The following is a 23,913-nucleotide window of genomic DNA, read 5'->3' as shown; positions in this document are numbered from 1 at the left end:
CCTTACGGGATTGATGCCGGGCGCGTCAGGAGCGGATTACTCCTGGCTCTGCCCCTTTTTGGCGGCCACAGCCTTGACCAGCCAGTCCTTGCCCTCCACCAGGCGGGTGACCATCATGGAGGCAATGGTGTCGCCGGAGGAGTTCAGGCAGGTGGCGGCGGGGTCAAAGATGAAGCCCAGGGTGGCAATGATGGGGAAAGCCTCGGCGGGGAAGTTGAACATGCTGACGATGAGCATCTCGCCCACCAGGCCGCCGCCGGGGGCGCCGGAGAGCACGAAGGCGGACAGGATGGCCACCACGATGGCCATGGCGTAGGTGCCCGCGCCGGTGAAGTCCATGCCGAAGATGCCGTAGAGGAAGGCGATCTTCACGATGGAGCTGAGGACGGAGCCGTCCATGTGCATGGTGCAGCCCATGGGCAGCACCAGATCGCTGACGTCCTTGGGCACGCCGATGTTGTCACAGGCCTCCTTGTTCACGGGGATGGTGGCGGCGGAGGACTGGGTGGCGAAGGCGGTGATGGCAGGCGGGAAGATGTTCTTGATCATTCTCTTCACGCCCAGCTTGCCGCCGGCCAGGAAGGCGTACAGGGGGAAGAAAATAACGCCGTAAAGCAGGCACAGGGGGTAGTAGACCAGCATGGAGCGGCCGTAGTCGCCCACGATCTCCGGGCCGTAGGTAGCCACCAGGTTGGCGAAGTAGGCGCCCAGGCCGATGGGGGCGATGAACATGATGACGCCCACGAACTTCATGATGATGTCGTTCAGGTTCATGAGCAGCTTGCCCATGGGGCTCTCGTCGCCGCCGCAGGCGGACACGCAGAAGCCGAAGATGATGGCAAAGATGATCAGGGGCAGCATGTTGGACTTATCCCACAGATCGGAGAAATCGGACACGGTCAGGGTGCTGACCAGCAGCTCGCCGGCGCTCTGGGCCTCGCCGGCCTCACCGGCCGTCAGCTGGATGGAGGTGCCGGCGGAGGGGCTGAACAGGTTCACCCAGACGAGCACACAGGCCGCGGCGATCAGGCCGGTGAAGATGAAGGTGCCGATGGTGGAGCCCAGGATCTTGCCCAGGCGCTTCATGTTTGCCATGCTGCCAACGGCGGAGGCGATGGACACAAACACCAGGGGAACCACGATGGTGAACAGCAGGTTCAGGAAGATGTCGCCGATGGGCTTGATGGTGGTGCCCACGGCGGGGGCAAAGGCCCCGATGAGGGCGCCGATGATGATGCCGCCCAGGATCAGGATCAGGCTTCCGTACTGCTGCCAGAAGCTCTTCTTTTGAATGGTTGCCACAGGAGATGCTCCTCTCTTTTCCAAGATTCCTTGTGCCGAGGCGGCCCCTTACAGGGACTTGACCGCCGCCTCCAGCTGCTTCATGGCCTGCTCCAGCACGCTGCGGGGGCAGGCAGCGTTGAGCCGCATGTAGCCGCTCAGGCTGCGGCCGAAGGTATAGCCCTCGTTGAGGCCCAGCTTGGCCTTCTCGATCATGAAGCGGCGCAGCGCCTCGTTGTCCAGGCCCAGCTCCCGGCAGTCCAGCCACATCAGGTAGGTGGCGTCGGGGGCGTAGGTCTTGATCTGGGGGATGTGCTCCCTGCAGTAGTTGACCACGAAGTCGAAGTTGTCGGACAGATAGGCCAGCAGCTGCTCCAGCCACTCCTCGCCCTCGTTGAAGGCGGCCTGCATGGCGGTGAGGGAGAAGGCGTTGTTGCGGTGGATGTCCATGCACTGCCAGTAGTGGTCAAAGACCTGCTTCATATGGGCATTGGGGAACACCGCGGTGGAGGCCTGCAGGCCCGCCAGGTTGAAGGTCTTGGTGCCGGAGATGCCGGTGACCACGTACTGGGCGGCCTCGGGAGACACGGTGGCGGTGGGGGTATGCTTCTTGCCGTGGAAGATCAGGTCGGAGTGGATCTCGTCGGAGAACAGAACCACATGGTGCTTCATGCACAGCTCCACCATGCGGCGCAGCTCCTCGGGCGTCCAGACGATGCCCAGGGGGTTGTGGGGGTTGCACAGCAGGAACAGGTCGGCCTCCTCCAGCTTGGCCTCAAAGTCGGCCCAGTCCATCTCCCACTTGCCGTCCTTCTCAATAAACTGGTTCTCCAGCACCCTGCGGTTCCACGCCTCGGTCATGTCGTAGAACTCGGAGTACACCGGGGTCTGGATGAGCACGCTGCCCCCCTCGGGGGTGAACAGCTTCACCATGGCGCTGATGGTCTGCACCACGCCCAGGCTGAAGCTCATCAGGCTCTGGTCGATGTCCCAGCCGTTGCGGCGCTTCTGCCAGCCCCGGATGGCCTCAAAATAGGAGTCCGGGCGGCTGGTGTAGCCCCAGATGCCCTCCTGGGCCCGCTTGCCCAGGGCGTCAATGATGGGCTGGGCGGTCTTGAAGTCCATGTCGGCGATCCACAGGGGGATGACGTCATCGGTGCCGAATTTCTTCTTCCGCTCATCGTACTTGGCCGCGCAGTTTTTGCTGCGGTCAACCACCACATCAAAATCATACTTCATCGCTGCTTACCTGCCTTTCCTTCTCTGGATTGGGTTTTTATTTCAGGCTGTACGCTTGCCCCTGTTTTGAGCAAACGGCGTGCCGAACTATGCCAGCTTCCGCAACATTATCCGATTTATACAATTTCTATTCTCTGCCTTTGTATAAAACAGATAAAAGCGCCGCCGGACACTCTTACCAGTGTCCGGCGGCGCCCCTGACGCAAGCCGGGGAAACAGGTTAAATCGGTTAAAAAGGTTAAATTGGTCAAACCAATTCAGAGCTTCTCCTCCGTTTCCAGCCGGCGGCACAGGGCCCGGCCGGCTGGGGTGAGCCGTGTGCCCCCTCTCCCCCGGCTCACCCGGGCCAGGCCCGCCTGATCCAGGGCGGAGAGGATGCGCCGCACCTCCTGCTGGGAGCAGGGCAGCCCCGCCGCCTTGGCATCGGCCAGGATGGCGTCCCGGCCCAGGCTGCGCCCCTCCCGGTCGGCCTGGTAGAGCCGGGAGAGCACAAACCGCTCGTCCTCCTGGGGGCAGTCCGCCAGCCGCGGGGGCTGCGCCCCGGCCCCGCCGGCCTCCGGCAGGCCGGCGGGCAGATAGTGAAAGGTGGGCGGCAGCTCCTCCGGCCCCACCACGGGGCTGCCGGTATAGCTGAAATACTCCACCACGTTGCGCAGCTCCCGGATATTCCCCCGCCACTGGTGGGTGAGCAGCAGCCGCTCCAGCTCGGGCGACAGGGTGAAGGAGGCGCCGATGCCCTTTCGGAAGTGGTCGATGAGCAGCAGCAGATCCCCCTCCCGCTCCCGCAGGGGCGGGATCAGCACGGGCAGGGTGTTGAGACGGTAGTAGAGATCCCGCCGGAAGGTGCCCTCCTCCACCATCTTGTCCAGGTTTTCGTTGGTGGCTGCCACGATGCGCACGTCCACCGAGACGATGCGGTTGCCCCCCACCCGCATGATCTCCCGCTCCTGGAGCACCCGCAGCAGCTTGCACTGGAGGGCGGTGCTCATGCCCTCCACCTCGTCCAGAAACAGGGTGCCCTTGTGGGCGAACTCGAACAGGCCGGGCTTGCCCCCCTTCCGGGCGCCGGTGAAGGCTCCCTCCTCGTAGCCGAACAGTTCGCTCTCCAGCAGGTTTTCCGGCATGGCGGCGCAGTTGATGGCTACAAAGGGCCCGTCTGCCCGGGGAGAGGCGTTGTGAACCGCGTGGGCAAAGAGCTCCTTGCCGGTGCCCGTCTCCCCGATGAGGAGGACGGGGAGCTGGGTGAGGGACATCTTCTTTAATATGGTGATGCACCGCCGGATGGCCGGTGACTGGCCCACCACGTCGTCAAAGGTGTACTTGGCCCGGTAGCCCTTGTGGAGCAGCTGGCTGCGCAGCTCGTTCTGCCGGTTCTCCGCGTCGCTGAACCGCTGCACCGTGGCGAAGGCACCGATGCAGGCGCCCCCCCGGAGCACCGGCGCCACCGCCACGTTCATGTTGACGCCGTTGGCGCTCACCACCTGGGCGGGCTGGGGGGCCCGCTCGGCCAGGCATCTGGCAAAGGGGACGAAGGGGTACACCTCCGCCGCCGGGCGCTGGAGCGCCCGGGCACCGGGGATGCCGGTGATCTCCTCCAGCTTGTGGTTGCTGGCAAACACCTCTCCCCGCTCGTTGACCCCCACGATGCCCTCGTCCAGGATCTCCATGAGGATCTCAAACTGGCTCTCCAGCCGCAGGCCCCGGGCAAACACCCGGTCGAAGCTGTAGGTATTGGCGGCCACATCCCGCTGGTACTGCTCAAACTCCGGGGTCTCCAGCAGCTCCTCGAAGCCCAGGCGGAGGGCCGCCTCGATCATGGTGGAGCTGTCGCACACCCGCTGGCCGATGTCGATGATCTCCCTGGCCCCGGCGGGGACATAGCGGGTCTCCTGGGGGGTGATCACAAAGTCATACTGGCTCATATCCGGCTCCGGCGCGCCGGGATGGTAGAGATCGAAGTCCAGCTGGTTCACCCCCAGCTGGTTGAGGCGGGTCACCGCCTCCCGGCACATCTTATCGCTCAGGTTGACGAACAGAACCTTTTTGCCGGCGGGCAGGGCCTGGAGCCTGTGCACCACGTCCCAGCGAAGGGTGACGTGAATCTCCATCATCTCCCCGTCGATGGGCACATAGCGGTGCATGTCTCCCAGGGAGTCGAAGGCGTCGGTGGTGACCATATAGAGATCGTACTTGCGGGGCATGTGCTCCACCGAGCCGTCCCGCACACTGTAGGAGCACACGGCAATCCGGTCGCCGAAGAGCTCCTGCACCTGCTGGGCATAGAACTGCCCGGCATAGGCGTCCAGGGAGATGACCGCCACATTCTTTTTCAAGGGAAGGCCCTCCTTATCTGGCCAATTTCTTTGACCAGTTTAACCGATTTAACACCTATTTTGGCCGCTGCCCGCCCCTTTGTCAAGTCCCAGGGGCCGATTTTCCCCGTTTTTCCCCTCTTTTTCCCGCCGCAATGAGTTGGCACGCCGGTTGCATATCTGTCAATGCAGAAAACAAAGCCGCCCGGCCGGGGCGACTGAAAAGGAGAGAATCGCAATGAAGCAACTGACCAAGGAAGAAATGCTCACCCTGCTGCGCCAGGAGGTTGTCCCCGCCCTGGGCTGCACCGAGCCCGTGTGCGTGGCCCTGTGCGCCGCCGACGCCTACCACGCCATCGGCGGCCAGGTGGTGTCCATCAAGATGGAGGTCAACCCCGGCATCTATAAGAACGGCATGAGCGTGGGCATCCCCGGCTTCAACCGGGTGGGCCTGAAGTACGCCGCCGCCCTGGGCGCCTGCCTGGGCAACCCGGAGAAGGGCCTGCAGCTGCTGGAGGAGATCAACAGCATCGTCAGCAAGGAGGCCACCCGCCTGGTGGAGGAGAAGCAGGTCAGCGTCACCATCGCCGAGGAGGAGACCCAGCTCTACGCCCACGCCGAGATCATCACCACCCGGGGCATCGGCATCAGCACCATCCGCAACACCCACGCCAACATCGTCTACACCAGCGCCAACAACCAGGTGCTCTTTGAGAAGGAGTACACCGTGGACGGCGAGGACGCCCTCCACGAGAAGCTCAAGGACATGACCGTGGCCCAGATCCGGGAGCTGGTGGACTCCGCCACCGAGGAGGAGCTCTCCTTCATGATGGACGGCGCCGAGATGAACGAGAACCTCTCCGACTACGGCCTGGAGAACCGCCTGGGCATCGGCATCGCCGACACCCTCAAGAACCAGCTGACCACCGACGTGATGGGCTCCAGTCTGATGAGCAACATCATGGTTCGGGTGGCCTCCAGCGCCGAGGGCCGTATGTCCGGCTGTCCCTACGCGGTCATGAGCAGCGCCGGCAGCGGCAACCACGGCATCACCGCCATCATCCCCGTGGTGGAGATGGCCAAGCACGTGGGGGCCAGCAAGGAGGCCACCGAGAAGGCCCTGGCCTTCTCCCACCTGCTCAACGTGTACATCAAGATCTTCACCGGCAAGCTCAGCGCCACCTGCGGCTGCGGCGTGTCCGCGGCGGCCGCCGCCTCCGCCGCCATGGTGTGGCTGCTGGGTGGCGACGACGCCCAGATGGGGGCCGCCATCATCAACATGAGCGGCAACCTGACCGGCATGATCTGCGACGGCGGCAAGATCGGCTGCGCCCTCAAGCTGGCCACCGCCTCCTCCGCCGCGGTGATGAGCGCCTACCTGGCCATGGGCGGCGTGGTGGTCAGCGCCAGCGACGGCATCTGCGCCTCCACCCCCGAGCAGGCCATCCGCAACATGGGCCGGGTGAGCAACCCCGGCATGGTGGCCACCGACCGCACCATCCTGGACATCATGATGGAGAAGGACGAGGGCTGAGCCGGTTCCCATGCCCGCCTGAAAACAGATTCCCCCGCCGGGGCCGCGTTGCGCGGGCCCCGGCGGGGGAATTTTCATACTGTATAGAGGGCGGCCGGCAGGGTGCTCAGGGCTTCACGTCATCGGCCCGGTAGGCCATCAGGACATACTCCCAGTGCTCCGCCTCCGCCTGGGGGGCTCCGTGGGCCCGGAGATAGTCCTCTACAATCTTCTGAAGCTCAGCCCGCTCCTCCGGCTTCAGGTGGAGGGCGCCGAACTGGAACTGGCGGCAGTCCTCCAGCTCCTTCTCCCCGTGGCTGTAGGCCGCGTGGAGGATGCCCCGGAAGGTGCCGTCCATCATCTGGGCGGCCAGAGCCTCCCGCTCGCCCTGGAAGCCGTCTTTGCGGCCCAGATCCAGGCAGATCTCCGCGTCGGCAATCCGGTAGAGGGCCGCGGGGCGGCCGCTGACCGCCACCTGCTCCACCGCGCCCAGCTCCACCAGCCGCTGCAGATGGGCCTGGGCCGCGCTGGGTGAGAGGAGCATCCGCTCCGCCACGGCGCTGGCCGTCATGGGCCGTGCCGCCCGTCGGAGCAGATGGAGAATATCCTGCCGCACCGGGTTGAGCAGAATGCGGAACTGCCGCCGCTCCTTCAGTTCAATGATCTTTGTCATGACGGGCCCTCCCCCTCTCCCGGCAGGGCCTCCCCAGCCGCAGCCGGGGGCCCTGCTTCTCTTCTGCGGGCGGGCCGCCTGTACGGGGCCCGCCCCTCTGACAACATCCTACTCCTGTCCCGCCCCGTTGTCAATGGGGGGCTGGAGCCCGATGAGATCGTCCACGGGGAGGGCAAAGAGGATGCCCCTGGCCTCGGTGGTCAGGCCCGCGGAGCGGTTGATGGCCTCCATCAGCGCCTTTTTCTGCGTCTTGGGCGCCAGGATGGCCACCACCTCCTTCTCCGGCTGGAAGGTAAAGCCCAGCACGTTCTCCATGTCCTCCATGCCCACACGGCGGGCGTAGAGAACGGTGCCGCCCCGGGCTCCCTCGCTCCGGGCCGCGTCCATGACGGCGTCCACGCTGCCGTGGTTGACCACCGCCAGAACCAGGGTGTACTGCTTGGTATGCTCCATGTTCTCCGCCTCCTCCGCGCCGTCTTCGGCCAGATATTCTTTTTTGCACAGCACCTGGGGCACCTGGGCGCTCACCGCCGACAGGGGCACCGTGAACAGGATCCCCTGCCCGGGCCGGTGGATCTGGAATTTTTCCGCCGTCAGGCGGAGGATCTTCCCCACGCAGGGCTCCGGCACCAGGGTGAACACCACGTCCTTCTCCGTCTCGGACAGTCCGAAATAGTCCAGAATCCGGGAGCTGGCTGTGCCCAGCCCCATGCAGAGATAGTCGAAGTGCAGATGGTGGGCGCGGAACAGACTCACCGCCAGGGCGCCCTTGTCCCGGTCGATGATGGTGACCATCAGCTTGAGCCGGGGCAGCCTGTTTCCATCTGTCATGCCTCCACCTCCTCGTCATAGTCGATGATGCCGTCCACCAGCTGGATCTCCCGCTCCTCGGCCGGGGTGACCTCCTGGGTGCGGCGCACCTTCCACTGGTAGAACAGGCCCAGCAGCTGGATGGTGATCAGCGGCGTCATGGCCACCATGGACACCACGCCGAAGGCATCGGTCAGCACGTCCCGTCCCAGGGCCTCGCAGGCGCCCATGGTCAGGGGCAGCAGGAAGGTGGCCGTCATGGGGCCGGACGCCACGCCGCCGGAGTCAAAGGCGATGCCGGTGAAGATCTTGGGGACAAAAAACATGAGGATCAGGGCGATGGCATAGCCCGGCACCAGCAGGAAGTAGATGGGGATGCCCAGGCACACCCGCAGCATGGCCAGGCCGATGGAGACCGACACGCCGATGGACAGGGCCAGGCCGATGGCCTTCTGGGGGATGGCGCCGCTGGTGACCTCCTCCACCTGCTTGTTGAGCACGTGAACCGCCGGCTCCGCCGCCACGATGAAGTAGCCCACCACCATGCCGATGGGCACCAGGAGCCAGTACACAGGCAGCGACCCCAGGGCACCGCCCAGGAAATAGCCCGCGGGCATGAAGCCCACGTTGACGCCGGTGAGGAACAGCACCAGGCCGATGTAGGTATAGACCATGCCCACGATGATCTTGATCACCGCCCGCTTTTTCAGGCGGATGGAGATCATCTGGAACAGGGCGAAGAACACCACAATGGGCAGCAGGCCCAGGGCCACCTCCTCCATATAGGCGGGCAGGCCGTTGAGGAACTCCCGCCCCGCGTCCTGGGAGTCCAGGACGGTGGGGATGTGGAAGGGGGTGTAGGCCACGTCCGTGGACTGGAAGCAGATGCCCAGCACCATGACCGCCAGGATGGGGCCCACGCTGCACATGGCCACCATGCCGAAGTTGTCCTCCTCCCTGCCCTGGATGCTGGCGATGCCGGTGCCCAGCGCCATGATGAAGGGCACCGTAATGGGGCCGGTGGTCACGCCGCCGGAGTCAAAGGCCACCGCCAGGAACTCGTTGGGCACAAAGATGGACAGGAGAAACACCCCGATATAGAGCACCAGCAGGGTGGGCGCCAGGGGGATGTTGAACCGGGTGCGCAGCATGGAGGCCACCAGGAACACACCCACGCCCACCGCCACGGTGAGAATAATGACCAGATCGGGCACGGCGGGCACCTGCTTGGCCAGCACGGTGAGATCCGGCTCGGCGATGGTGACGAACACGCCGATGAGGAAGCACACAACAATGACCATGGGCAGCCTGCTGCCCGGGCCCAGCCTGCGGCCCATCTGCTCGCCGATGGGCACCATGGCCATGTCCGCTCCCAGGGAGAAAAAGCCCATGCCCAGAATCAGCATGGCCGCCCCCAGCAGAAACAGGAGCATCGTCCCGTTGGGCATGGGGGTCAATGTAAAGCTGAGAATCAGCACAATCACCGTGACCGGGAGCACCGAGGTCAGGGATTCCGAAATCTTTTCCTTGAGTTTTTTCCGCATGGATTCACCTCTCTTTTCATTTAGGCGCTGTTCAGCCGCCCCGTTCCTTGCCTGTATCCTTCTTCTGCCTGTATCGCATCCATATCCCACACCCCCCTCAAAAAAAGGCGGCCTCTGGTCCTTTCCTGGGCCAAGGTCGCCTTCCTCAGTAAGTCTGTTATTATTTTAACAGACTTGCTCCGGTATTTTGTGAACAAATTGTTAAGTTTCAGATTAGAAAGAATTTAATCCCGAAAAATAGGGCTAATATTTTTGGATTCCGTTACTTTTTACCCGGCATGGCCGCTTTCCATCCTGTCCGGCCCGCCCGCGGGGATCCAGGGCGTCCCGCAGGCCGTCCCCCACACCCTGGAGGCAGAACACCGTGAGCAGCATGCACGCCGCCGGCGGCACCCACACCCAGGGCCGGCCCGCCAGCACGGGCAGGCTGACGGCGTACTGGATCAGGCTGCCCCAGGAGGCCTGGGGGGTGCGGATGCCCACGCCCAGAAAGCTGAGGCTGGACTCGGACAGGATAGCCCGGCCCGCCCGCAGAGGGAAGGCGCACCACACCGGCGAGATCACATTGGGCAGCACATTGCGCCGGAGGATCCGCCCCGTCCGTCCCCCCAGGGCCCGGGCCGCCAGAACGTACTCCTGCTCCCGGACGGAGAGGGTGTTGCCGTACACCAGCCGGGCGATGTCCGTCCAGCCCAGCAGGCCCAGCACCAGCACCAGGTTGACCGCCGACGGCCCCGCCAGGGTCACCAGGCAGAGCACCAGCACAATGCTGGGAAAGCTCTGGAGCACGTCGGCCAGGCGCATGAGCCAGAACTCCCACGCCCCCCGGCGGTAGCCCGCCAGCAGGCCCAGGGGCACCCCCACCAGGACACTGAGGGCCGCCGAGCACAGCCCCACCGCCAGGGACACCCGGCCGCCGCACACCAGCCGCGCCAGCAGATCCCGCCCCACGTCGTCGGTGCCCAGGGGATGGACGGCGGAGGGGGGCGCCCAGAAGCCCGCCGCCAGATCGCTGGTATAGGGATCCAGCCCCAGCAGCGGGGGAAGCAGCAGCACCGCCAGCAGCTCCGCCGCCAGGACGGCCAGGCAGAACACCGCCCGCCGATCCCGCAGGAGCCTGGCCCGGGGGCTGCGCCCCTCCGCCCTACCCCTTCTCATAGCGCACCCGGGGATCGGCCAGCCCGTAGACCAGATCCAGCAGCAGATTGGTGAGGAGCACGGTGAGGGCGATCACCACCGTCACCCCCATGACCACGGCGTCGTCCCGGCTGTCGATGCCGTCAAAGAGCAGGCTGCCCATGCCCGGCCAGCCGAACACCCGCTCCACCACCACCGAGCCGCCGATGATGTGGGGGATGTGGCTCAGGATGGTGGTGAGCACCGGCAGCAGCGACCCACGGAAGGCGTGGCGCACCATCACCGCCCCCTCTTTCAGGCCCTTGGCCCGGGCGGTGAGGATGTAGTCCTCCCCCAGCCCCTCCAGGCAGGCGGCCCGGGTCTGCTTCACCAGCTCCCCCACGCCGCTGAGGCACACCACCCCGGCGGGGAGCACCAGGTGGCGGAGCAGATCCCCCATCCCGGTGAACACCCCGTATTCATACATGCCCTGGGCGGGCAGCCAGCCCAGGAAGACCGAGAACACCAGGATCCCCACCAGGCAGAGGAAGAAGCCCGGCACCCCGAAGCTGAGCAGGGACAGGGCGGATGCGGCCTTATCCCAGGCCGAGCCTGGCTTCCAGGCCGCCAGGATCCCCAGGGGGAGGGCGATGGCGACAGCCAGCAGCACCCCCGTCCCCGTCAGCAGCAGGGAGGGGCCCACCCGCTGGGCGATCAGCCCGGCCACGTCCTTCCCCGTCAGGTAGGACTCCCCCAGATCACCCCGGAGCAGGCCGGAGAGCCAGTCCAGGTACTGGACGGGCAGGGGCCTGTCCAGGCCGAGAGACGCCTCCAGCGCCGCCTTGTCGGCGGCGCTGGAGGCACTCCCCTCCCCCATCAGATCCAGCACCGAGCCCGCGGCCAGGTGGAGCATCCCGAAGACCAGCAGGGTGATGCCCAGAAAGACGGGGATTGCCGTCAGCAGACGGCGGCGAATATAGCGTCCCATAGCTTGATTCCTCCTGCACTTCCGGCCTCTCTCGGGAGGCACGGGCCGTATGGGCCGGCCCTACGGAGGTTTTCTCTTCTGTTTCGATTTCTGACAAATAGCGCATGCGGGGCGCGGCGGCCCCGCGCGGCGGCCCTCATCCCCGGTACTCCCAGTCCCACACGTTCTCGTTGGAGAAGGTGGAGGAGGGGTAGTCGATGCCGTCCACCGTGGGGGACTGGACGTGGAGGGTGCGGCTGAACCACAGGGGGATGAAGGGCCGCTCCCGGGCCAGGAAGGCCTGGAACTCCGTCACCAGGGCCTGCCGCCGGGCCTGGTCGGCCTCCCCCTGGATGGCAGAGATATAGTCCGTGTAGGGGGTGAGATCCGCCACATGGAAGATGTTGTTGCCCTCGGCAAACCGGCTGGCGGTGAACCACAGGGGCAGGGCGCCGGGGGTGTGGCTGGCGATGGCCATGTCGTACTTCCCGTCCGCCATGCCGGCAAACAGGGTGGCGGAGTCCACCGTCTCAATGACAACAGCGACCCCCGCCTCGGCCAGCTCCTGCTGCATGAGGGCGGCCAGGCCGGAGCGGTTGGAGGTGCAGGCCAGGGTGTAAGTCCGGCCGTCATAGCCCCCCTGCTCCAGCAGGGCCTTCGCCCCCTCCACGTCCCGGCTCCAGGTCAGGCCGCTGTCATACCCCGTGCCGGGGGTGAGATCCGAGGCCGCTGGCTCCCCCAGGCTCTGGGCCGACTGGAGGCACAGGGCCTCCTTGTCCAGAGCCAGGTCGATGGCCCGGCGGATGGCCGCGCTGGGGATGGTCTCGTTGTTGAGCATCAGCTCGTAGAAGTAGTTGGGCACCGTGCCCTCCGCCACCGTCAGGCCCGCCTCCTCGGCCACCTGGGCGTCCTCCACCGACACGTTGCCGCCGAAAGCGTAGTAGTCCAGATCCCCGGCGATCAGGGAGGTGAGCAGGTTGGACTTGTCGATGACCCGGATCACCAGCTGGTCAAAGCCGGGCGCCCCCAGCTGGTAGTCCTTGTTGGCCTCCAGCACCAGCTGGCTGCCCGGGGTCTCGGAGACGAATTTGCAGGGGCCGGAGCCGATGGGCTTGTCCCACAGCTCCAGATCCATGAGCTGTGACGGCTCCACCCCCTCCAGCAGGTGGGTGGGCAGCACGTAGTACTCCCGGTTCCTGTCTAGCAGGAAGTCCTCCGGGGTGGTGGGGGTCTTGAAGGTGAGCCTGAGGGTGTAGTCGTCCACCGCCTCCGCCCCCAGGGCCTCCCCCTCCACCGCCGCGCCGTTGTCGTCGGTGCCGGCGAGCACGGAGAAAGCCGCGCGGCCCAGGGTGGGGCAGTCCGGGTCGGTCAGCAGGGCGATGGTGTCCGCCCAGTGCTCCGCCGTCACCGGGGTTCCGTCGTGGAAGGCCGCCCCCTGATCCAGGTGGAACAGGACGACATAGCCGCCGTCGGCGCTCTCCCAGGACTCGGCTCCCCGGGGATCCAGGGTGCCGTCGGCGTGGACGTAGGCCAGGCGGTCGTAAATCTTGTCGTAGATGATGCGGGAGTAGTTGCTCCCCGACGGGCTGTTGTAGGGCATCAGGGAATCCCACGCGTTGGACAGGCCGCAGCGCACCACGGCCTGCGCCCCCGCGTCCTCTCCCCCGCCGCCGCAGGCGGACAGGGAGAGAGCCAGGAGCAGGGCCAGAACCAGAGTAAACAGCTTCTTCAATTCGCTTCTCCTCACTCCACAGTCACCGACTTGGCAAGATTTCTGGGCTTATCGATGTCACACCCCCGCTGGAGGGCCACGTAGTAGGCAAAGAGCTGCATGGGCACCACATCCAGGACGGGCAGCAGCACGGGGTGGGTATCGGGCACGGGGATCACGTGATCCACCGTCTTGGCCATGTCCGCCGCCCGGGAGGCCACGGTGAGGCCCAGCACGTCGGCCCCCCGGCTCTTCACCTCCACCACGTTGCTCATGGTCTTTTCAAAGAGCTTGGTGTAGCTGGCCAGGGCCACCACCAGGGTGCCCGGCTCGATGAGGGAGATGGTGCCGTGCTTCAGCTCCCCGGCGGCGTAGGCCTCCGAGTGGATGTAGGAGATCTCCTTCAGCTTCAGGGAGCCCTCCATGCCGATGGCGTAGTCCACGTTGCGGCCGATGAAGAAGATGGAGGGGTGGTTGAAGTAGAGGGAGGCGAAATACTGGATGTCCGCCCGGTTGTCCAGAATCTGCTCCAGCTTGTCGGGGATGGTCTGCAGCTCCGCCAGGATGGCGTCGTATTCCTCCCGGGGCAGGGTGCCCAGCTTGTCGGCGCAGTACAGGCCGATGAGGTACACCACCGCCAGCTGGGTGGAGAAGGCCTTGGTGGTGGCCACGGCGATCTCCGGCCCGGCCCAGGTGTAGAGCACGTCGTCGCTCTCCCGGGCGATGGTGGAGCCCACCACGTTGACGATGGACAGCACCCGGGCCCCCAGCCGCCGGGCCTCCCGCATGGCGGCCAGGGTGTCCACCGTCTCGCCGGACTGGCTGATCACCAGGGCCAGGGTCTTGTCGGTGACGATGGGGTCGCAGTAGCGGAACTCGGAGGCCAGGGTCACCTCCACCGGCTTGCGCAGCAGCCGCTCCAGGGTGTACTTGGCCACCATGCCCACGTGGTAGGAGGAGCCGCAGGCGATGACATACAGCTTGTCCATCTCCCGCAGGTAGTCCGCCTCCAGGCTCAGGCCGTCCAGCGCCACCTTCCCCTGCAGGATGCGGGGGGAGATGGTCTTGCGGAAGGCCTCGGGCTGCTCCATGATCTCCTTGGCCATGAAGTGCTCATACCCGCCCTTCTCGGCGGCGGAGATCTCCCAGTCCACGTGGTGGTGCTCCTTCTCCACCGGGCGGAGGTAGGCGTCGTACACCCACAGGTGGTCGGCGGTGAGCTCGGCGATCTCCCCGTCGTCCAGGTAGCACACGTCCCGGGTGTACTTGATCAGGGCGGTTACATCGGAGGCCAGGAAGTGGGCTCCGTCTCCAAAGCCCAGGATCAGGGGGCTGTCCTTCCGGGCGGCGATGAGCCGGTCGGGACAGTCGGCGCTGAGGATGCCCAGGGCGTAGGCCCCCTGAATCAGACCCAGCACCTTCCCCACCGTCGCCAGAATGTCCCCGTCGTAGTAGTACTCCAGCAGCTGGGCCACCACCTCGGTGTCGGTCTGGGAAACGAAGGTGACCCCCTCCGACTCCAGAAACTCCCGCAGCTCCATATAGTTTTCGATGATGCCGTTGTGCACCACGGCAAAGCGGCCGCTCTCGCTGACCTGGGGGTGGGAGTTCACGTCCGAGGGCTCCCCGTGGGTGGCCCAGCGGGTGTGGCCCAGGCCGATGGCGCCATGGACAGTTCTGCCCCCCTCCACCAGCTCATACAGCACCTGAAGCCGGCCCTTGGCCTTGGCCACCTGCAGGCCCTCCTGCTCCCCGTAAACCGCGATGCCCGCGGAGTCATAGCCCCGATATTCCAGCCGGGCCAGGCCGTCCAGCAGAATGGGGGCGGCCTCCTCCCGGCCAACAAATCCGACAATACCGCACATTGGGATGTACCTCCTGGTTTGATACTCTAAATCAGCAGTATACCACGTCCTGCCAATCCCCGCAACCTCATCCTGCCCTGTTTTTGTCAACCAGTCTTGTTTTCTGTCAACCTGACTGAGAGAACCGGGGAGGCGCCGTTCCTCACTGGTCAAAGGGCGCCGCTCTGCCGACGCCCCCGGCCGATGCGCCCCATGGGGCCGCCCTCCACCAGGATGATGTCCGCGCCGATGCGGCGCACCGCCTCCCAGGGCACCACCGTGTCCTCCTCCCGACCCAGCAGGCCGAAGAGCCGCAGCCGCCCCGGCACCACCAGGGCCCTCACCTGCCCCGTCTCCAGATCCACCTCCGCGTCCCCCACGTAGCCGTATCGGCTGCCGTCGGTGACGTTGATCATCTCCTTGTACCGCAGCTCGGAAACCCGGCACAGCACGGCGCATCCCTCCCCTTCCCTCTACCTCTATGCGCGCCGCGGCCCGTCCCATGCCCCTTACCCCGCGGTAACTGTCTTGTTTCCCCGCCCGGATGGGACTATAATACCTATTGCGCGCATACTCGAATCGGAACGCACAGGGGGATTCTCAATATGCTGGACAATCTGATCTACTGCCTCAACGCCACCGTGCCCATCTTCCTGATGATGCTGCTGGGCATGCTCTTCCGGCGGATGGGTTTTTTCGACCAGGCCTTCGCGGACAAGCTCAACAGCTATGTGTTCAAGATCGGCCTGCCGGTGATGCTCTTCAAGGATCTGGTGGACTCCGACTTCTTCTCTGTGTGGGACGCCCCCTTCGTCCTCTACTGCTTCCTGGCCACCCTCCTGTCCATCCTCCTCACCGCCGCCGTCAGCCTGTTCTGGAAAGACCGCTCCCTCCGGGGGGAGTTTGTCCAGGTGGGCTACCGCAGCAGCATCGCCCTGCTGGGGGCCGCCTTCCTGGAGAACCTGTACGGCAACGCCGGGGCGGCCAGCCTGGTGATCATCGGCGCGGTGCCCCTGTACAACGTGGCGGCGGTGCTGGTGCTCTCCCTCTCCAGCCCGCAGCAGAGCGGCGTCAACCGGGCGGCCCTGAAAAAGGCCTGCAAGGGCATTGTCACCAATCCCATCATTCTGGGCATCGTGGTCGGCCTGGTGTGGACTCTGCTGCGCATCCCTGAGCCGCTGATCATGGAGAAGACGGTGAACAGCATCTCCGCCACCGCCACCCCCCTGGGCCTCATGGCCCTGGGCGCCTCCTTCGATCTGAAAAAGGCCCTGGGCCGCTGGAAGCCGGCCGTGGCCGCCACTGCGGTCAAGTTGGTGGTGCTGGCCGCCGTGTTCCTCCCCGCCGCCGTGGCCATGGGCGCCCGGGACGACAAGCTGGTGGCCGCCCTGGCCATGCTGGCCAGCCCCACCACCGTCAGCAGCTTTGTCATGGCCCGCAGCATGGGCCACGAGGGCACCCTCACCTCCAGCACCGTCATGCTCACCACCCTGTTCAGCATCTTTACCCTCACCCTCTGGCTCTACATCCTGCGCACCATGGGGCTCATCTGACCGGATACAGGAAACCGCACGGCCGCGGAAGCGGCCGTGCGGTGAGACTGTCAATAAACCCTCCGGCCGAAGGATTCGGAGGGAAGGATAGTGTGAAAGGCTGCCCCGCAGGGCGTTTCGAAGCGCAACCGCCGCAAAGCGGCGGCCCTTAGCGCGGAGATGAACCGTCAGGGTTCCCTTTCGCGTTGGATCAAACAACTTTTTGAAACTTTTTTAAGTTTCAAAAAGTTCAGCAGCCTGTCGAAAAGACTTTTTCGACAGGCTGACCGCACGGCCGCGGAAGCGGCCGTGCGGTTTTTTGTCTCATTTTTCCGGGGCTCCGGGGTCGTACTTGGCGCAGAAGGCCTCCACGTCGTCAAAGTCCCGCAGGCGCTCCCCCAGGGTCTCATGGCTCCAGTCCCACCAGCGGATGCGCTCCAGAGCGGTAATGAGCTCCGGCGGATAGCGCCAGCCGATGTGCCGGGCCGGAACGCCGCCCACGATCTCATAGGGGGCCACGTCGTGGGTCACCACCGCCCCGGCCCCCACCACCGCGCCGTCGCCGATGGTGACGCCCCCCATGATCACCGCGTTGTGACCCAGCCACACGTCGTTCCCGGTGGTCACCCGGTTCTGCCGCCGCCAGGCGATCAGGCCGTCGTCATCGGGGCCCAGGCCGTAGTGGGAGCAGCGGTAGGTGAAGTGGTGGGCCGCCGCCCGGAACTTGGCCGGGTGCTGCACCGGGTTGATGCGCACGCCGGTGGCGATGGAGTTGAACCTGCCCAGGGCGGTATAGATCACGTCATTACAGCCGAAGCAGTAGGTGTAGTCCCCCACCGCTGTCTCCTCCAGCACACAGTGGTCGCCGATCTCCACATACCGGCCGAAGGTGCAGTTCTTGACCCGGCTGGTGGGGTGGATCAGGGGCTCCTCGGCCCGCAGCTGCCGGGTGAAGTCCAGCATTACAGGTTCCTCCAGTCCATCACGTCCCGGTTCTTGACAAAGTACTCCACGCCGGAGTAGACCGTGGTGACCAGGATCACCGCCGCGCAGAGCACGTCCAGCCAGGGCCGGGCGAAGAGCAGCATCAGGCAGATGCACACCATGGTGGAGGCGGTCTTGATCTTCCCCGACCAGGCCGCGGCGATCACCCGCCCCCGCTCCACGGCGATGAGGCGCAGGGCGGTGACGGCAAACTCCCGCGCCACCACCACCAGCATGGCCCAGGCGGGCAGGCGGCCCGCCTCCACAAACCACAGCAGGGCGGACATCACCAGCAGCTTATCCGCCAGGGGATCCATGAACTTGCCGAAGTCGGTGACCTGGTTGTAGTGGCGGGCGATGTAGCCGTCGATGAAGTCGGTGACGCTGGCCAGGATGAAGATCACCAGGGCGAAGGCCATGTGGAAGGGGATGGGGAGGTAGAGCAGCACCAGAAACACCGGGATGAGCACCACCCGGAGCATGGTCAGCTTGTTGGCGGTATTCAAAGTCGTGTCACTCCTCTATCTCGCCGGTGAGATCGCCGTCGCTGGTGCCGGTGATGCGGACGTTGACAAAGGTGCCGGCGGGCACCAGGCCGGCGGCGGTGAAGAACACCCTGCCGTCCACGTCGGGGGAGTCGGCATAGGAACGGCCGGCGTAGCAGCCCATGTCCGGGTCGAAGCCCTCGCAGAGCACCTCCAGGGTCTCCCCCAGGCGGCTCTCGTTATAGGCGTCCATCACCCGGCTCTGGAGCTCCACCAGCAGCTCCACCCGCCGGGCGGCCACCTCCGGCTCCACCTGGTGTTCCATGACGGCGGCGGGGGTGCCCTCCTCCGGGGAGAACTGGAAGATGCCCGCCCGCTCGATGCCGGCGTCCTGCAGGAATTCGCACAGCTCCTCGAACTCCGCCTCCCCCTCGCCGGGCAGGCCGCAGATCAGGGAGGTGCGCAGCACCAGGCCGGGCAGCCGCTGCCGCAGCTTGTGCAGCAGGGCGATAATCTCCGCCTTGGTGGAGCGGCGGTTCATGGCCTTCAGGATCCCGTCATTGATATGCTGGAGAGGGATGTCGATATACCGGAGGATCTTGTGCTCCCGGGCGAGCACGTCGATGAGGTCGTCATCCACCTCGTCGGGGTACAGGTAGTGGAGCCGCACCCAGTGGAAGGGCAGCTTGCACAGCTCGGTGAGCAGGTCTCCCAGCCGGCGGCGGCCGTAGAGATCGGTGCCGTAGCGGGTGATGTCCTGGGCGATGACAATCAGCTCCTGCACCCCCCGGTCGGCCAGTGCCTTGGCCTCGGCGAGCAGGGACTCCATGCTCCGGCTGCGGTAGCGGCCCCGGAGATAGGGGATGATGCAGTAGGAGCAGCGGTTGTCGCAGCCCTCGGCGATCTTCAGGTAGGCGGTGTAGGGCGGCGTGGACACCACCCGGGCCCCGTCCTCCTCCGTGTGGTCGATGTCGCCGAAGCGGCGGGGATGGCCGCCGGCGGTCACCTCCTCCAGGGCGGAGACGATGTCGGTGTAGCTGCCGGTGCCCAGCACGCCGTCCACCTCGGGCATCTCCTGCTCCAGCTCATCCTGGTACCGCTGGGACAGGCAGCCGGCCACCAGCAGCTTGCCCAGCTTGCCCGCGTCCTTCAACGCGGCCAGCTCCAGGATGTTCTGGATGGCCTCGCTCTTGGCGGAGTCGATGAAGCCGCAGGTGTTGAGCACCGCCACGTCCGCCCCCTCCGGGTCGGACACCAGCTCATACCCGGCGTCCCGGGTCAGGGCCATCATCTGCTCGGTATTGACCAGATTCTTGGCGCAGCCCAGGGAGATAAATGCAACCTTCAATGAAATGTCTCCTTATACAATCGTGTAGCGCCCGTCCCGTCTGGGGGGCATCTTGGGGGCCTGGTCGGGGTAGCCCAGGGTGACCATGGCCACAAACTCCCCCTTGTCGGGGGCAAAGCGCTCCTGGAGGGCCGGGCCGAAGCCCATGCGCTGGGGGGCCGACAGCCAGCAGGAGCCGATGCCCTTGTCCCACGCCGCCAGCAGCAGGTTCTCGATGGCGGCGGATACCGACTGCATGGCCCCGTCCCGGTCGGGGTAGTCGGGCTTGAGCAGGAACACCAGCACGCACACCGGCGCGCCCCCCAGGGTGGTCAGGAAGCGGTTGGTGATGCCGATCTGCTCCGGGTTGCGGGAAAAGCGCTCGGCCAGCACGGGCTGGAACTTCTCCGTCACGCCCCCCATGACGGCCTTGATCTCATCCAGGGCCTGAGGGTTCTGCACCGCCACGAAATACCAGTGCTGCAGGTTGATGGCCGACGGGGCGGCCAGGCCGGCCTCCAGGATCTCCTTCAGATCCGTCTCAGAAATGGGATCGGGCTTGTAGCGCCGGATGCTCCGGCGGGTCAGCAGGGCCTCTCTTGCCTCCATGGCGGTGCTCCTTTCTCCGTTCATTCCTTGTGAAATACCCGGCCGGCGGGAAGCCGGCCCTTACTCCTCCGGCTCCGCGCCCAGGCGGCGCAGGCCGGCACTGATGTCCTCCCACCGGAAGCCCCGGCGGGCCAGGGCGTCAGACAGGCGCTTGCGCACCCTGGGGTCGGACAGCTCCGCCCCCCGCAGCTTTTTCCGCAGAAAAGCGTCTATGGCCTCCGCCGGGTCGTCCATGCCCTCCAGGGCTGTGTCCCAGTGCTCCCGGGGCACACCCCGGCGGCGCAGCTCCTCCCTGGCCCGGGCGGGGCCGTAGCCCCTGGCGGCGCAGTGCTCCGCCACCATGCGGGCATACTCCTTGTCGTTCAGGTAGCCCAGCCCCTCCAGCCAGTCGGCCGCCTGCCCGGCGGTTTCCGCATCGCACAGGGGCCCCTTTTCCGGGTTCCGGGGGCGGGCGGTAAGCTTGTCCACCAGCTCCTTCCGGGACAGGGGCCGGGCGGAGAGCAGCTCCAGGGCCTTCTCCTTCACCCGGGTGAGCCGGGCGGAGGCCGTGAGGGCCTCCAGCGTCCCGCCGTCCAGCTCCACGCCGGTGCCCAGGCCGAAGGAGACCACCTCCCCCTCCCCGATGGTCAGCAGGGTTCCGTCCTCCAGCTGGCAAAGCCAGCGGCCCTCCACGCGGGCAGATGGGGAGAGCTTACTGATCCGCATCCTCGAAGTCCTCGGCGGACACGTCCACCGCGCGGCCGGCCGCCTTGGCGGCGGCCCGGGCCTGGCTGCTCATCAGCTTGTAGGAGTTCCTGCGGATGTCGGCCTCCAGCTGGTCGCACACCTCCGGGTTGTCCCGCAGGTACTGCTTGGCCGCATCCCGGCCCTGGCCCAGGCGGGTCTCCCCCATGGCGAACCAGGAGCCCGACTTCTGCACCAGATCCAGCTTTGTGGCCAGATCCAGGATCTCGCCCACCTTGGAGATGCCCTCGCCGTACATGATGTCAAACTCCGCCTCCTTGAAGGGGGGAGAGACCTTGTTCTTCACCACCTTGGCCCGGGTGCGGTTGCCGATGATCTCCGAGCCGCTCTTGAGGGCCTCAATGCGCCGCACGTCGATGCGCACCGAGGCGTAGAACTTCAGGGCCCGGCCGCCGGTGGTCACCTCCGGGTTGCCGTACATGACGCCCACCTTCTCCCGGAGCTGGTTGATGAAGATCACCACGCAGTTGGTCTTGGAGATGCAGCCGGCCAGCTTGCGCAGGGCCTGGCTCATGAGCCGGGCCAGCAGGCCCACGTGGGAGTCGCCCATGTCGCCCTCGATCTCCGCCCGGGGGGTCAGGGCCGCCACCGAGTCCACCACCACCACGTCGATGGCGCCGGAGCGCACCAGGGCCTCGCAGATCTCCAGGCCCTGCTCGCCGGTGTCGGGCTGGGAGATGAGCATGGAGTCGATGTCCACCCCCAGAGCCCGGGCGTAGGAGGGATCCAGGGCGTGCTCGGCGTCGATGAAGGCCGCCTCGCCCCCCCGCTTCTGGGCCTCGGCCACGATGTGCAGGGCCAGGGTGGTCTTGCCGGAGGACTCGGGGCCGTAGATCTCCACAATGCGTCCCCGGGGCACGCCCCCGATGCCCAGGGCCAGATCCAGGGACAGGGAGCCGGTGGGGATGGACTCCACCACAATGTCGGCGTTGTCACCCAGGCGCATGATGGAGCCCTTGCCGTAGGCCCGCTCAATCTGGGCCATGGCGGTCTCCAGGGCCCGCTTCTTATCCGCCGCGGGGGTGGCGGCCTCCACCGCCGCTTTCTTGGTTGCCATATCCAATCTCTCCTTTGGTATCCCGGCAGCCGGAGGGCGCCGGGTATTCTGTCCAATAGCTTACGCTTTTATCTGTCCAATAAGCAGGACTTTTATCGGTTGACGACGCCCTCCACCACCCGGGGGATCCCCTGGGTGTCCTGGGTGGACTGGATGTCCTCAAATCCGCTGCCCTCCAGCAGGGCGGCCACGTCCATGGCCTGGTTGATTCCCACCTCAAACAGCAGGGAACCCCCCAGCCGCAGGGCGGAGCCCCACTGGGCGGCGATGGCCCGGTAGAAGTCCAGCCCATCGGCCCCGCCGTCCAGGGCGGAGCGGGGCTCGTAGTCCCGGACGGACACGTCCAGCCCGGCCAGATCCCCGGTGGGGATATAGGGCGGGTTGCAGGCGATCACGTCAAAGTCCCACAGGGCGGCGTCCGGCTTCTGCAGGGCGTCGGCCTGAACACAGGTGACCCGGGCGTTGAGCTCATTCCGGCGCACATTCCCCTTGCAGATTTTCAGGGCCGCCTCGCTGATGTCGGCCAGCACCACCCGGCAGGTGGGCACATTGGCTGCCACCGCCAGGCCCACGCAGCCGCTGCCGGCGCACAGATCCAGCACCCGCGCCCCCTCGCCGGCGGCCCGGGCCAGCAGGATGGCCCGCTCGGCCAGCACCTCGGTGTCCATCCGGGGGATGAGCACGTCGGGCGTCACATCCAGGGTCAGGCCGTAAAACTCCCACTCTCCGATCAGGTAGGCCACCGGCTCCCCCGCCAGACGGCGTTCCACCAGGGCGGCCAGCTTCTCCTCCACCGGGTCGGGGGCATAGAGGGCCATGTCCCGGTAGAACTGCTCCCGGCTCTTGCCCGCGGCATAGCACAGCAGCTCCCGGGCCTCCAGCTGGGCGCCCTCCACCCCCGCCTCCCGCAGACGCTGCCGCGTGTCCAGGTAGAGGTTGTTGTACGTGGTCGCCATGTAAGCACCACTCCTCAATTTTCTCTCTTTCTCTCCGGGGTGATATGGGTATCACCCGATCTCTCCCATGGGGCGGCCACAGGCCGCCCCGATAAGCCGGGTGTACGGCGGGGGCAAGCCCCCGCCCTACGATTCCCCCAGGCAAATTACCATTTATCTTTTCCCTTTTCCTCGGGCAGCACCAGGGTAAAGGCCCGGATGCCCACCTCGATCATGGAGTCGTCCGGCTCGAAGGTAGTCCAGTTCTGCAGCCACAGGCCGGGGGCGGTCATGATGCGGGTGAACCAGTTGTCGTACCGGCCCACCAGGCGGTTGAACTCATAGGTCAGGCTGACGATCACCGGCAGCAGCAGCAGGTGCAGGCCCATGCGGGCAAAGGTGTTGGTCACCTCGATGAAGCTGAACAGCAGGCTGGACAGCAGGATGCTCACCACGATGACCACAAACAGGAAGCTGGTGCCGCAGCGGGGGTGGTGCCGGGGCTGGATGCGCACGTTCTCCACCGTCAGGGGCAGGCCATGCTCATAGCAGAAGATGGTCTTGTGCTCGGCGCCGTGGTACTGGAACACCCGGTGGATGTCCTTCATCCGGGAGCAGAGTATCAGGTAGCCCACGAAGATCACCACCTTGACCACGCCCTCCAGCAGGTTGCGCAGCCACATGGGCAGGGGGACAACCAGGCCGATCAGGCCGGTGATGGCGGTGGGCAGGAGGATGAACAGCACCACGGCAAAGATGATGCCCAGAGCAACCGCGGCGGTGACAAAAAAGGACGCAGCCTTCTCGCTGCCCAGGCGCCTGTCCAGCCACAGCTCAAATCTGGAGGGCTCCTCCGGCTCCTCCTCGTCCTCCGGCAGGAAGGAGGCCGAGAACATCAGTGCCTTGACGCCGTTGGCCAGGGAGGAACAGAAGTTGAACACGCCCCGGATGAAGGGCACGCCCAGCAGGGGGTGGCGATCCTTAATGAGCACCCGGTTTTCCACCTGCTCCTCCAGCTCGCCGTCGGGCTTGCGCACCACCACGGCCTTCTTCTCCGGCCCCAGCATCATGATTCCCTCGATGAGGGCCTGGCCGCCGATCATGGTCTTGTAGGGCGTGGCGCAGGATTGGTTGTTTTCGTTTGGCATGTGGGGTAAGTTCTCCTTACTAATCTGAATGTAATCTATTGTACCAAACCCGCGCCCCGATTGCAAGGGGCGCGGGCTGCTT

The 23,913-nt window shown here is 65.7% G+C and carries 21 protein-coding genes; 2 read left to right on the top strand and 19 right to left on the bottom strand.

Going from position 1 to position 23,913, the window contains the following annotated elements; genetic code table 11:
• Positions 1 to 36: 36 nt before the first annotated feature.
• The 3 genes from B5E42_RS15955 to B5E42_RS15945 all read right to left on the bottom strand — a co-directional run bounded on the left by B5E42_RS15955 (position 37) and on the right by B5E42_RS15945 (position 4,853).
• Positions 37 to 1,302: a dicarboxylate/amino acid:cation symporter gene (locus B5E42_RS15955; protein ID WP_087241456.1), complete on the bottom strand. Its 1,266-nt coding sequence runs from the start codon at positions 1,300 to 1,302 to the stop codon at positions 37 to 39.
• A gap of 48 nt (positions 1,303 to 1,350) precedes the next feature.
• Positions 1,351 to 2,520 (bottom strand): PatB family C-S lyase, encoded by a 1,170-nt coding sequence (locus B5E42_RS15950; RefSeq protein WP_087241454.1) that lies wholly within the window; start codon positions 2,518 to 2,520, stop codon positions 1,351 to 1,353.
• Positions 2,521 to 2,777: 257 nt separating this feature from the next.
• On the bottom strand, positions 2,778 to 4,853 hold the full coding sequence (locus B5E42_RS15945) for a sigma 54-interacting transcriptional regulator (protein WP_087241452.1): 2,076 nt from the start codon (positions 4,851 to 4,853) through the stop codon (positions 2,778 to 2,780).
• A gap of 217 nt (positions 4,854 to 5,070) precedes the next feature.
• Between B5E42_RS15945 and B5E42_RS15940 the strand changes: the two genes are divergently transcribed.
• A complete protein-coding gene (locus B5E42_RS15940; RefSeq protein ID WP_087241450.1) occupies positions 5,071 to 6,366 on the top strand; it encodes an L-serine ammonia-lyase, iron-sulfur-dependent, subunit alpha in 1,296 nt (431 codons plus the stop codon).
• A gap of 106 nt (positions 6,367 to 6,472) precedes the next feature.
• Here the strand turns inward: B5E42_RS15940 and B5E42_RS15935 are convergent, their stop codons facing one another.
• The 8 genes from B5E42_RS15935 to B5E42_RS15900 all read right to left on the bottom strand — a co-directional run bounded on the left by B5E42_RS15935 (position 6,473) and on the right by B5E42_RS15900 (position 15,462).
• Entirely contained in the window at positions 6,473 to 7,018 is a 546-nt protein-coding gene (locus tag B5E42_RS15935) for a winged helix-turn-helix domain-containing protein (RefSeq protein ID WP_087241448.1), read from the bottom strand.
• 108 nt (positions 7,019 to 7,126) lie between these two features.
• Positions 7,127 to 7,849 carry a hypothetical protein gene (locus B5E42_RS15930; protein ID WP_087241446.1) on the bottom strand — a complete coding sequence of 241 codons (723 nt, stop codon included), beginning with the start codon at positions 7,847 to 7,849 and terminating at the stop codon, positions 7,127 to 7,129.
• On the bottom strand, positions 7,846 to 9,372 hold the full coding sequence (locus tag B5E42_RS15925) for a DUF1538 domain-containing protein (RefSeq protein ID WP_087241444.1): 1,527 nt from the start codon (positions 9,370 to 9,372) through the stop codon (positions 7,846 to 7,848). The genes B5E42_RS15930 and B5E42_RS15925 overlap by 4 nt, the downstream gene beginning before the upstream one ends.
• Positions 9,373 to 9,615: 243 nt before the next feature.
• Complete coding sequence (locus B5E42_RS15920; protein ID WP_087241442.1) at positions 9,616 to 10,530, bottom strand: ABC transporter permease; 915 nt, start codon at positions 10,528 to 10,530, stop codon at positions 9,616 to 9,618.
• On the bottom strand, positions 10,517 to 11,476 hold the full coding sequence (locus B5E42_RS15915; protein ID WP_087241440.1) for an ABC transporter permease: 960 nt from the start codon (positions 11,474 to 11,476) through the stop codon (positions 10,517 to 10,519). Before B5E42_RS15915 ends, B5E42_RS15920 begins: the two co-directional genes overlap by 14 nt.
• Before the next feature lie 136 nt (positions 11,477 to 11,612).
• Positions 11,613 to 13,187, bottom strand: coding sequence for an ABC transporter substrate-binding protein (locus B5E42_RS15910; protein ID WP_087241438.1), 1,575 nt, complete (start codon positions 13,185 to 13,187; stop codon positions 11,613 to 11,615).
• Between the two features lie 11 nt (positions 13,188 to 13,198).
• Positions 13,199 to 15,031: a glutamine--fructose-6-phosphate transaminase (isomerizing) gene (glmS, locus tag B5E42_RS15905; protein ID WP_087241436.1), complete on the bottom strand. Its 1,833-nt coding sequence runs from the start codon at positions 15,029 to 15,031 to the stop codon at positions 13,199 to 13,201.
• A gap of 149 nt (positions 15,032 to 15,180) precedes the next feature.
• Positions 15,181 to 15,462 carry a YlmC/YmxH family sporulation protein gene (locus B5E42_RS15900; RefSeq protein WP_087241434.1) on the bottom strand — a complete coding sequence of 94 codons (282 nt, stop codon included), beginning with the start codon at positions 15,460 to 15,462 and terminating at the stop codon, positions 15,181 to 15,183.
• Between the two features lie 153 nt (positions 15,463 to 15,615).
• Between B5E42_RS15900 and B5E42_RS15895 the strand changes: the two genes are divergently transcribed.
• Positions 15,616 to 16,563: an AEC family transporter gene (locus tag B5E42_RS15895; RefSeq protein ID WP_087241432.1), complete on the top strand. Its 948-nt coding sequence runs from the start codon at positions 15,616 to 15,618 to the stop codon at positions 16,561 to 16,563.
• 303 nt (positions 16,564 to 16,866) lie between these two features.
• Here B5E42_RS15895 and B5E42_RS15890 read toward each other — a convergent pair whose 3' ends face one another.
• The 8 genes from B5E42_RS15890 to B5E42_RS15855 all read right to left on the bottom strand — a co-directional run bounded on the left by B5E42_RS15890 (position 16,867) and on the right by B5E42_RS15855 (position 23,831).
• The gene (locus B5E42_RS15890; protein WP_087241430.1) at positions 16,867 to 17,505 is read right to left on the bottom strand and encodes a DapH/DapD/GlmU-related protein; all 639 of its coding nucleotides are present in this window, start codon (positions 17,503 to 17,505) and stop codon (positions 16,867 to 16,869) included.
• On the bottom strand, positions 17,505 to 18,032 hold the full coding sequence (pgsA, locus tag B5E42_RS15885) for a CDP-diacylglycerol--glycerol-3-phosphate 3-phosphatidyltransferase (RefSeq protein ID WP_087241428.1): 528 nt from the start codon (positions 18,030 to 18,032) through the stop codon (positions 17,505 to 17,507). Before pgsA ends, B5E42_RS15890 begins: the two co-directional genes overlap by 1 nt.
• A 7-nt stretch (positions 18,033 to 18,039) precedes the next feature.
• Positions 18,040 to 19,359 carry a 30S ribosomal protein S12 methylthiotransferase RimO gene (rimO, locus tag B5E42_RS15880; RefSeq protein ID WP_087241426.1) on the bottom strand — a complete coding sequence of 440 codons (1,320 nt, stop codon included), beginning with the start codon at positions 19,357 to 19,359 and terminating at the stop codon, positions 18,040 to 18,042.
• 12 nt (positions 19,360 to 19,371) lie between these two features.
• Positions 19,372 to 19,947, bottom strand: coding sequence for a nitroreductase family protein (locus B5E42_RS15875; protein WP_087241424.1), 576 nt, complete (start codon positions 19,945 to 19,947; stop codon positions 19,372 to 19,374).
• 60 nt (positions 19,948 to 20,007) lie between these two features.
• Entirely contained in the window at positions 20,008 to 20,652 is a 645-nt protein-coding gene (locus B5E42_RS15870; RefSeq protein WP_087241422.1) for a RecX family transcriptional regulator, read from the bottom strand.
• Entirely contained in the window at positions 20,639 to 21,748 is a 1,110-nt protein-coding gene (gene recA, locus B5E42_RS15865; protein ID WP_087241420.1) for a recombinase RecA, read from the bottom strand. The genes B5E42_RS15870 and recA overlap by 14 nt, the downstream gene beginning before the upstream one ends.
• A 92-nt stretch (positions 21,749 to 21,840) precedes the next feature.
• Positions 21,841 to 22,704 (bottom strand): peptide chain release factor N(5)-glutamine methyltransferase, encoded by an 864-nt coding sequence (gene prmC, locus B5E42_RS15860; RefSeq protein WP_087241418.1) that lies wholly within the window; start codon positions 22,702 to 22,704, stop codon positions 21,841 to 21,843.
• Positions 22,705 to 22,850: 146 nt separating this feature from the next.
• Positions 22,851 to 23,831, bottom strand: coding sequence for a DUF1385 domain-containing protein (locus B5E42_RS15855; protein ID WP_087241416.1), 981 nt, complete (start codon positions 23,829 to 23,831; stop codon positions 22,851 to 22,853).
• Positions 23,832 to 23,913 lie beyond the last annotated feature (82 nt).

This window comes from Flavonifractor sp. An10 (assembly GCF_002161215.1).
GTDB classification, from domain to species: domain Bacteria; phylum Bacillota; class Clostridia; order Oscillospirales; family Oscillospiraceae; genus Flavonifractor; species Flavonifractor avistercoris.
Note: the sequence above shows the minus strand (reverse complement) of the source record. Positions and strands in the feature narration are given on the sequence as shown.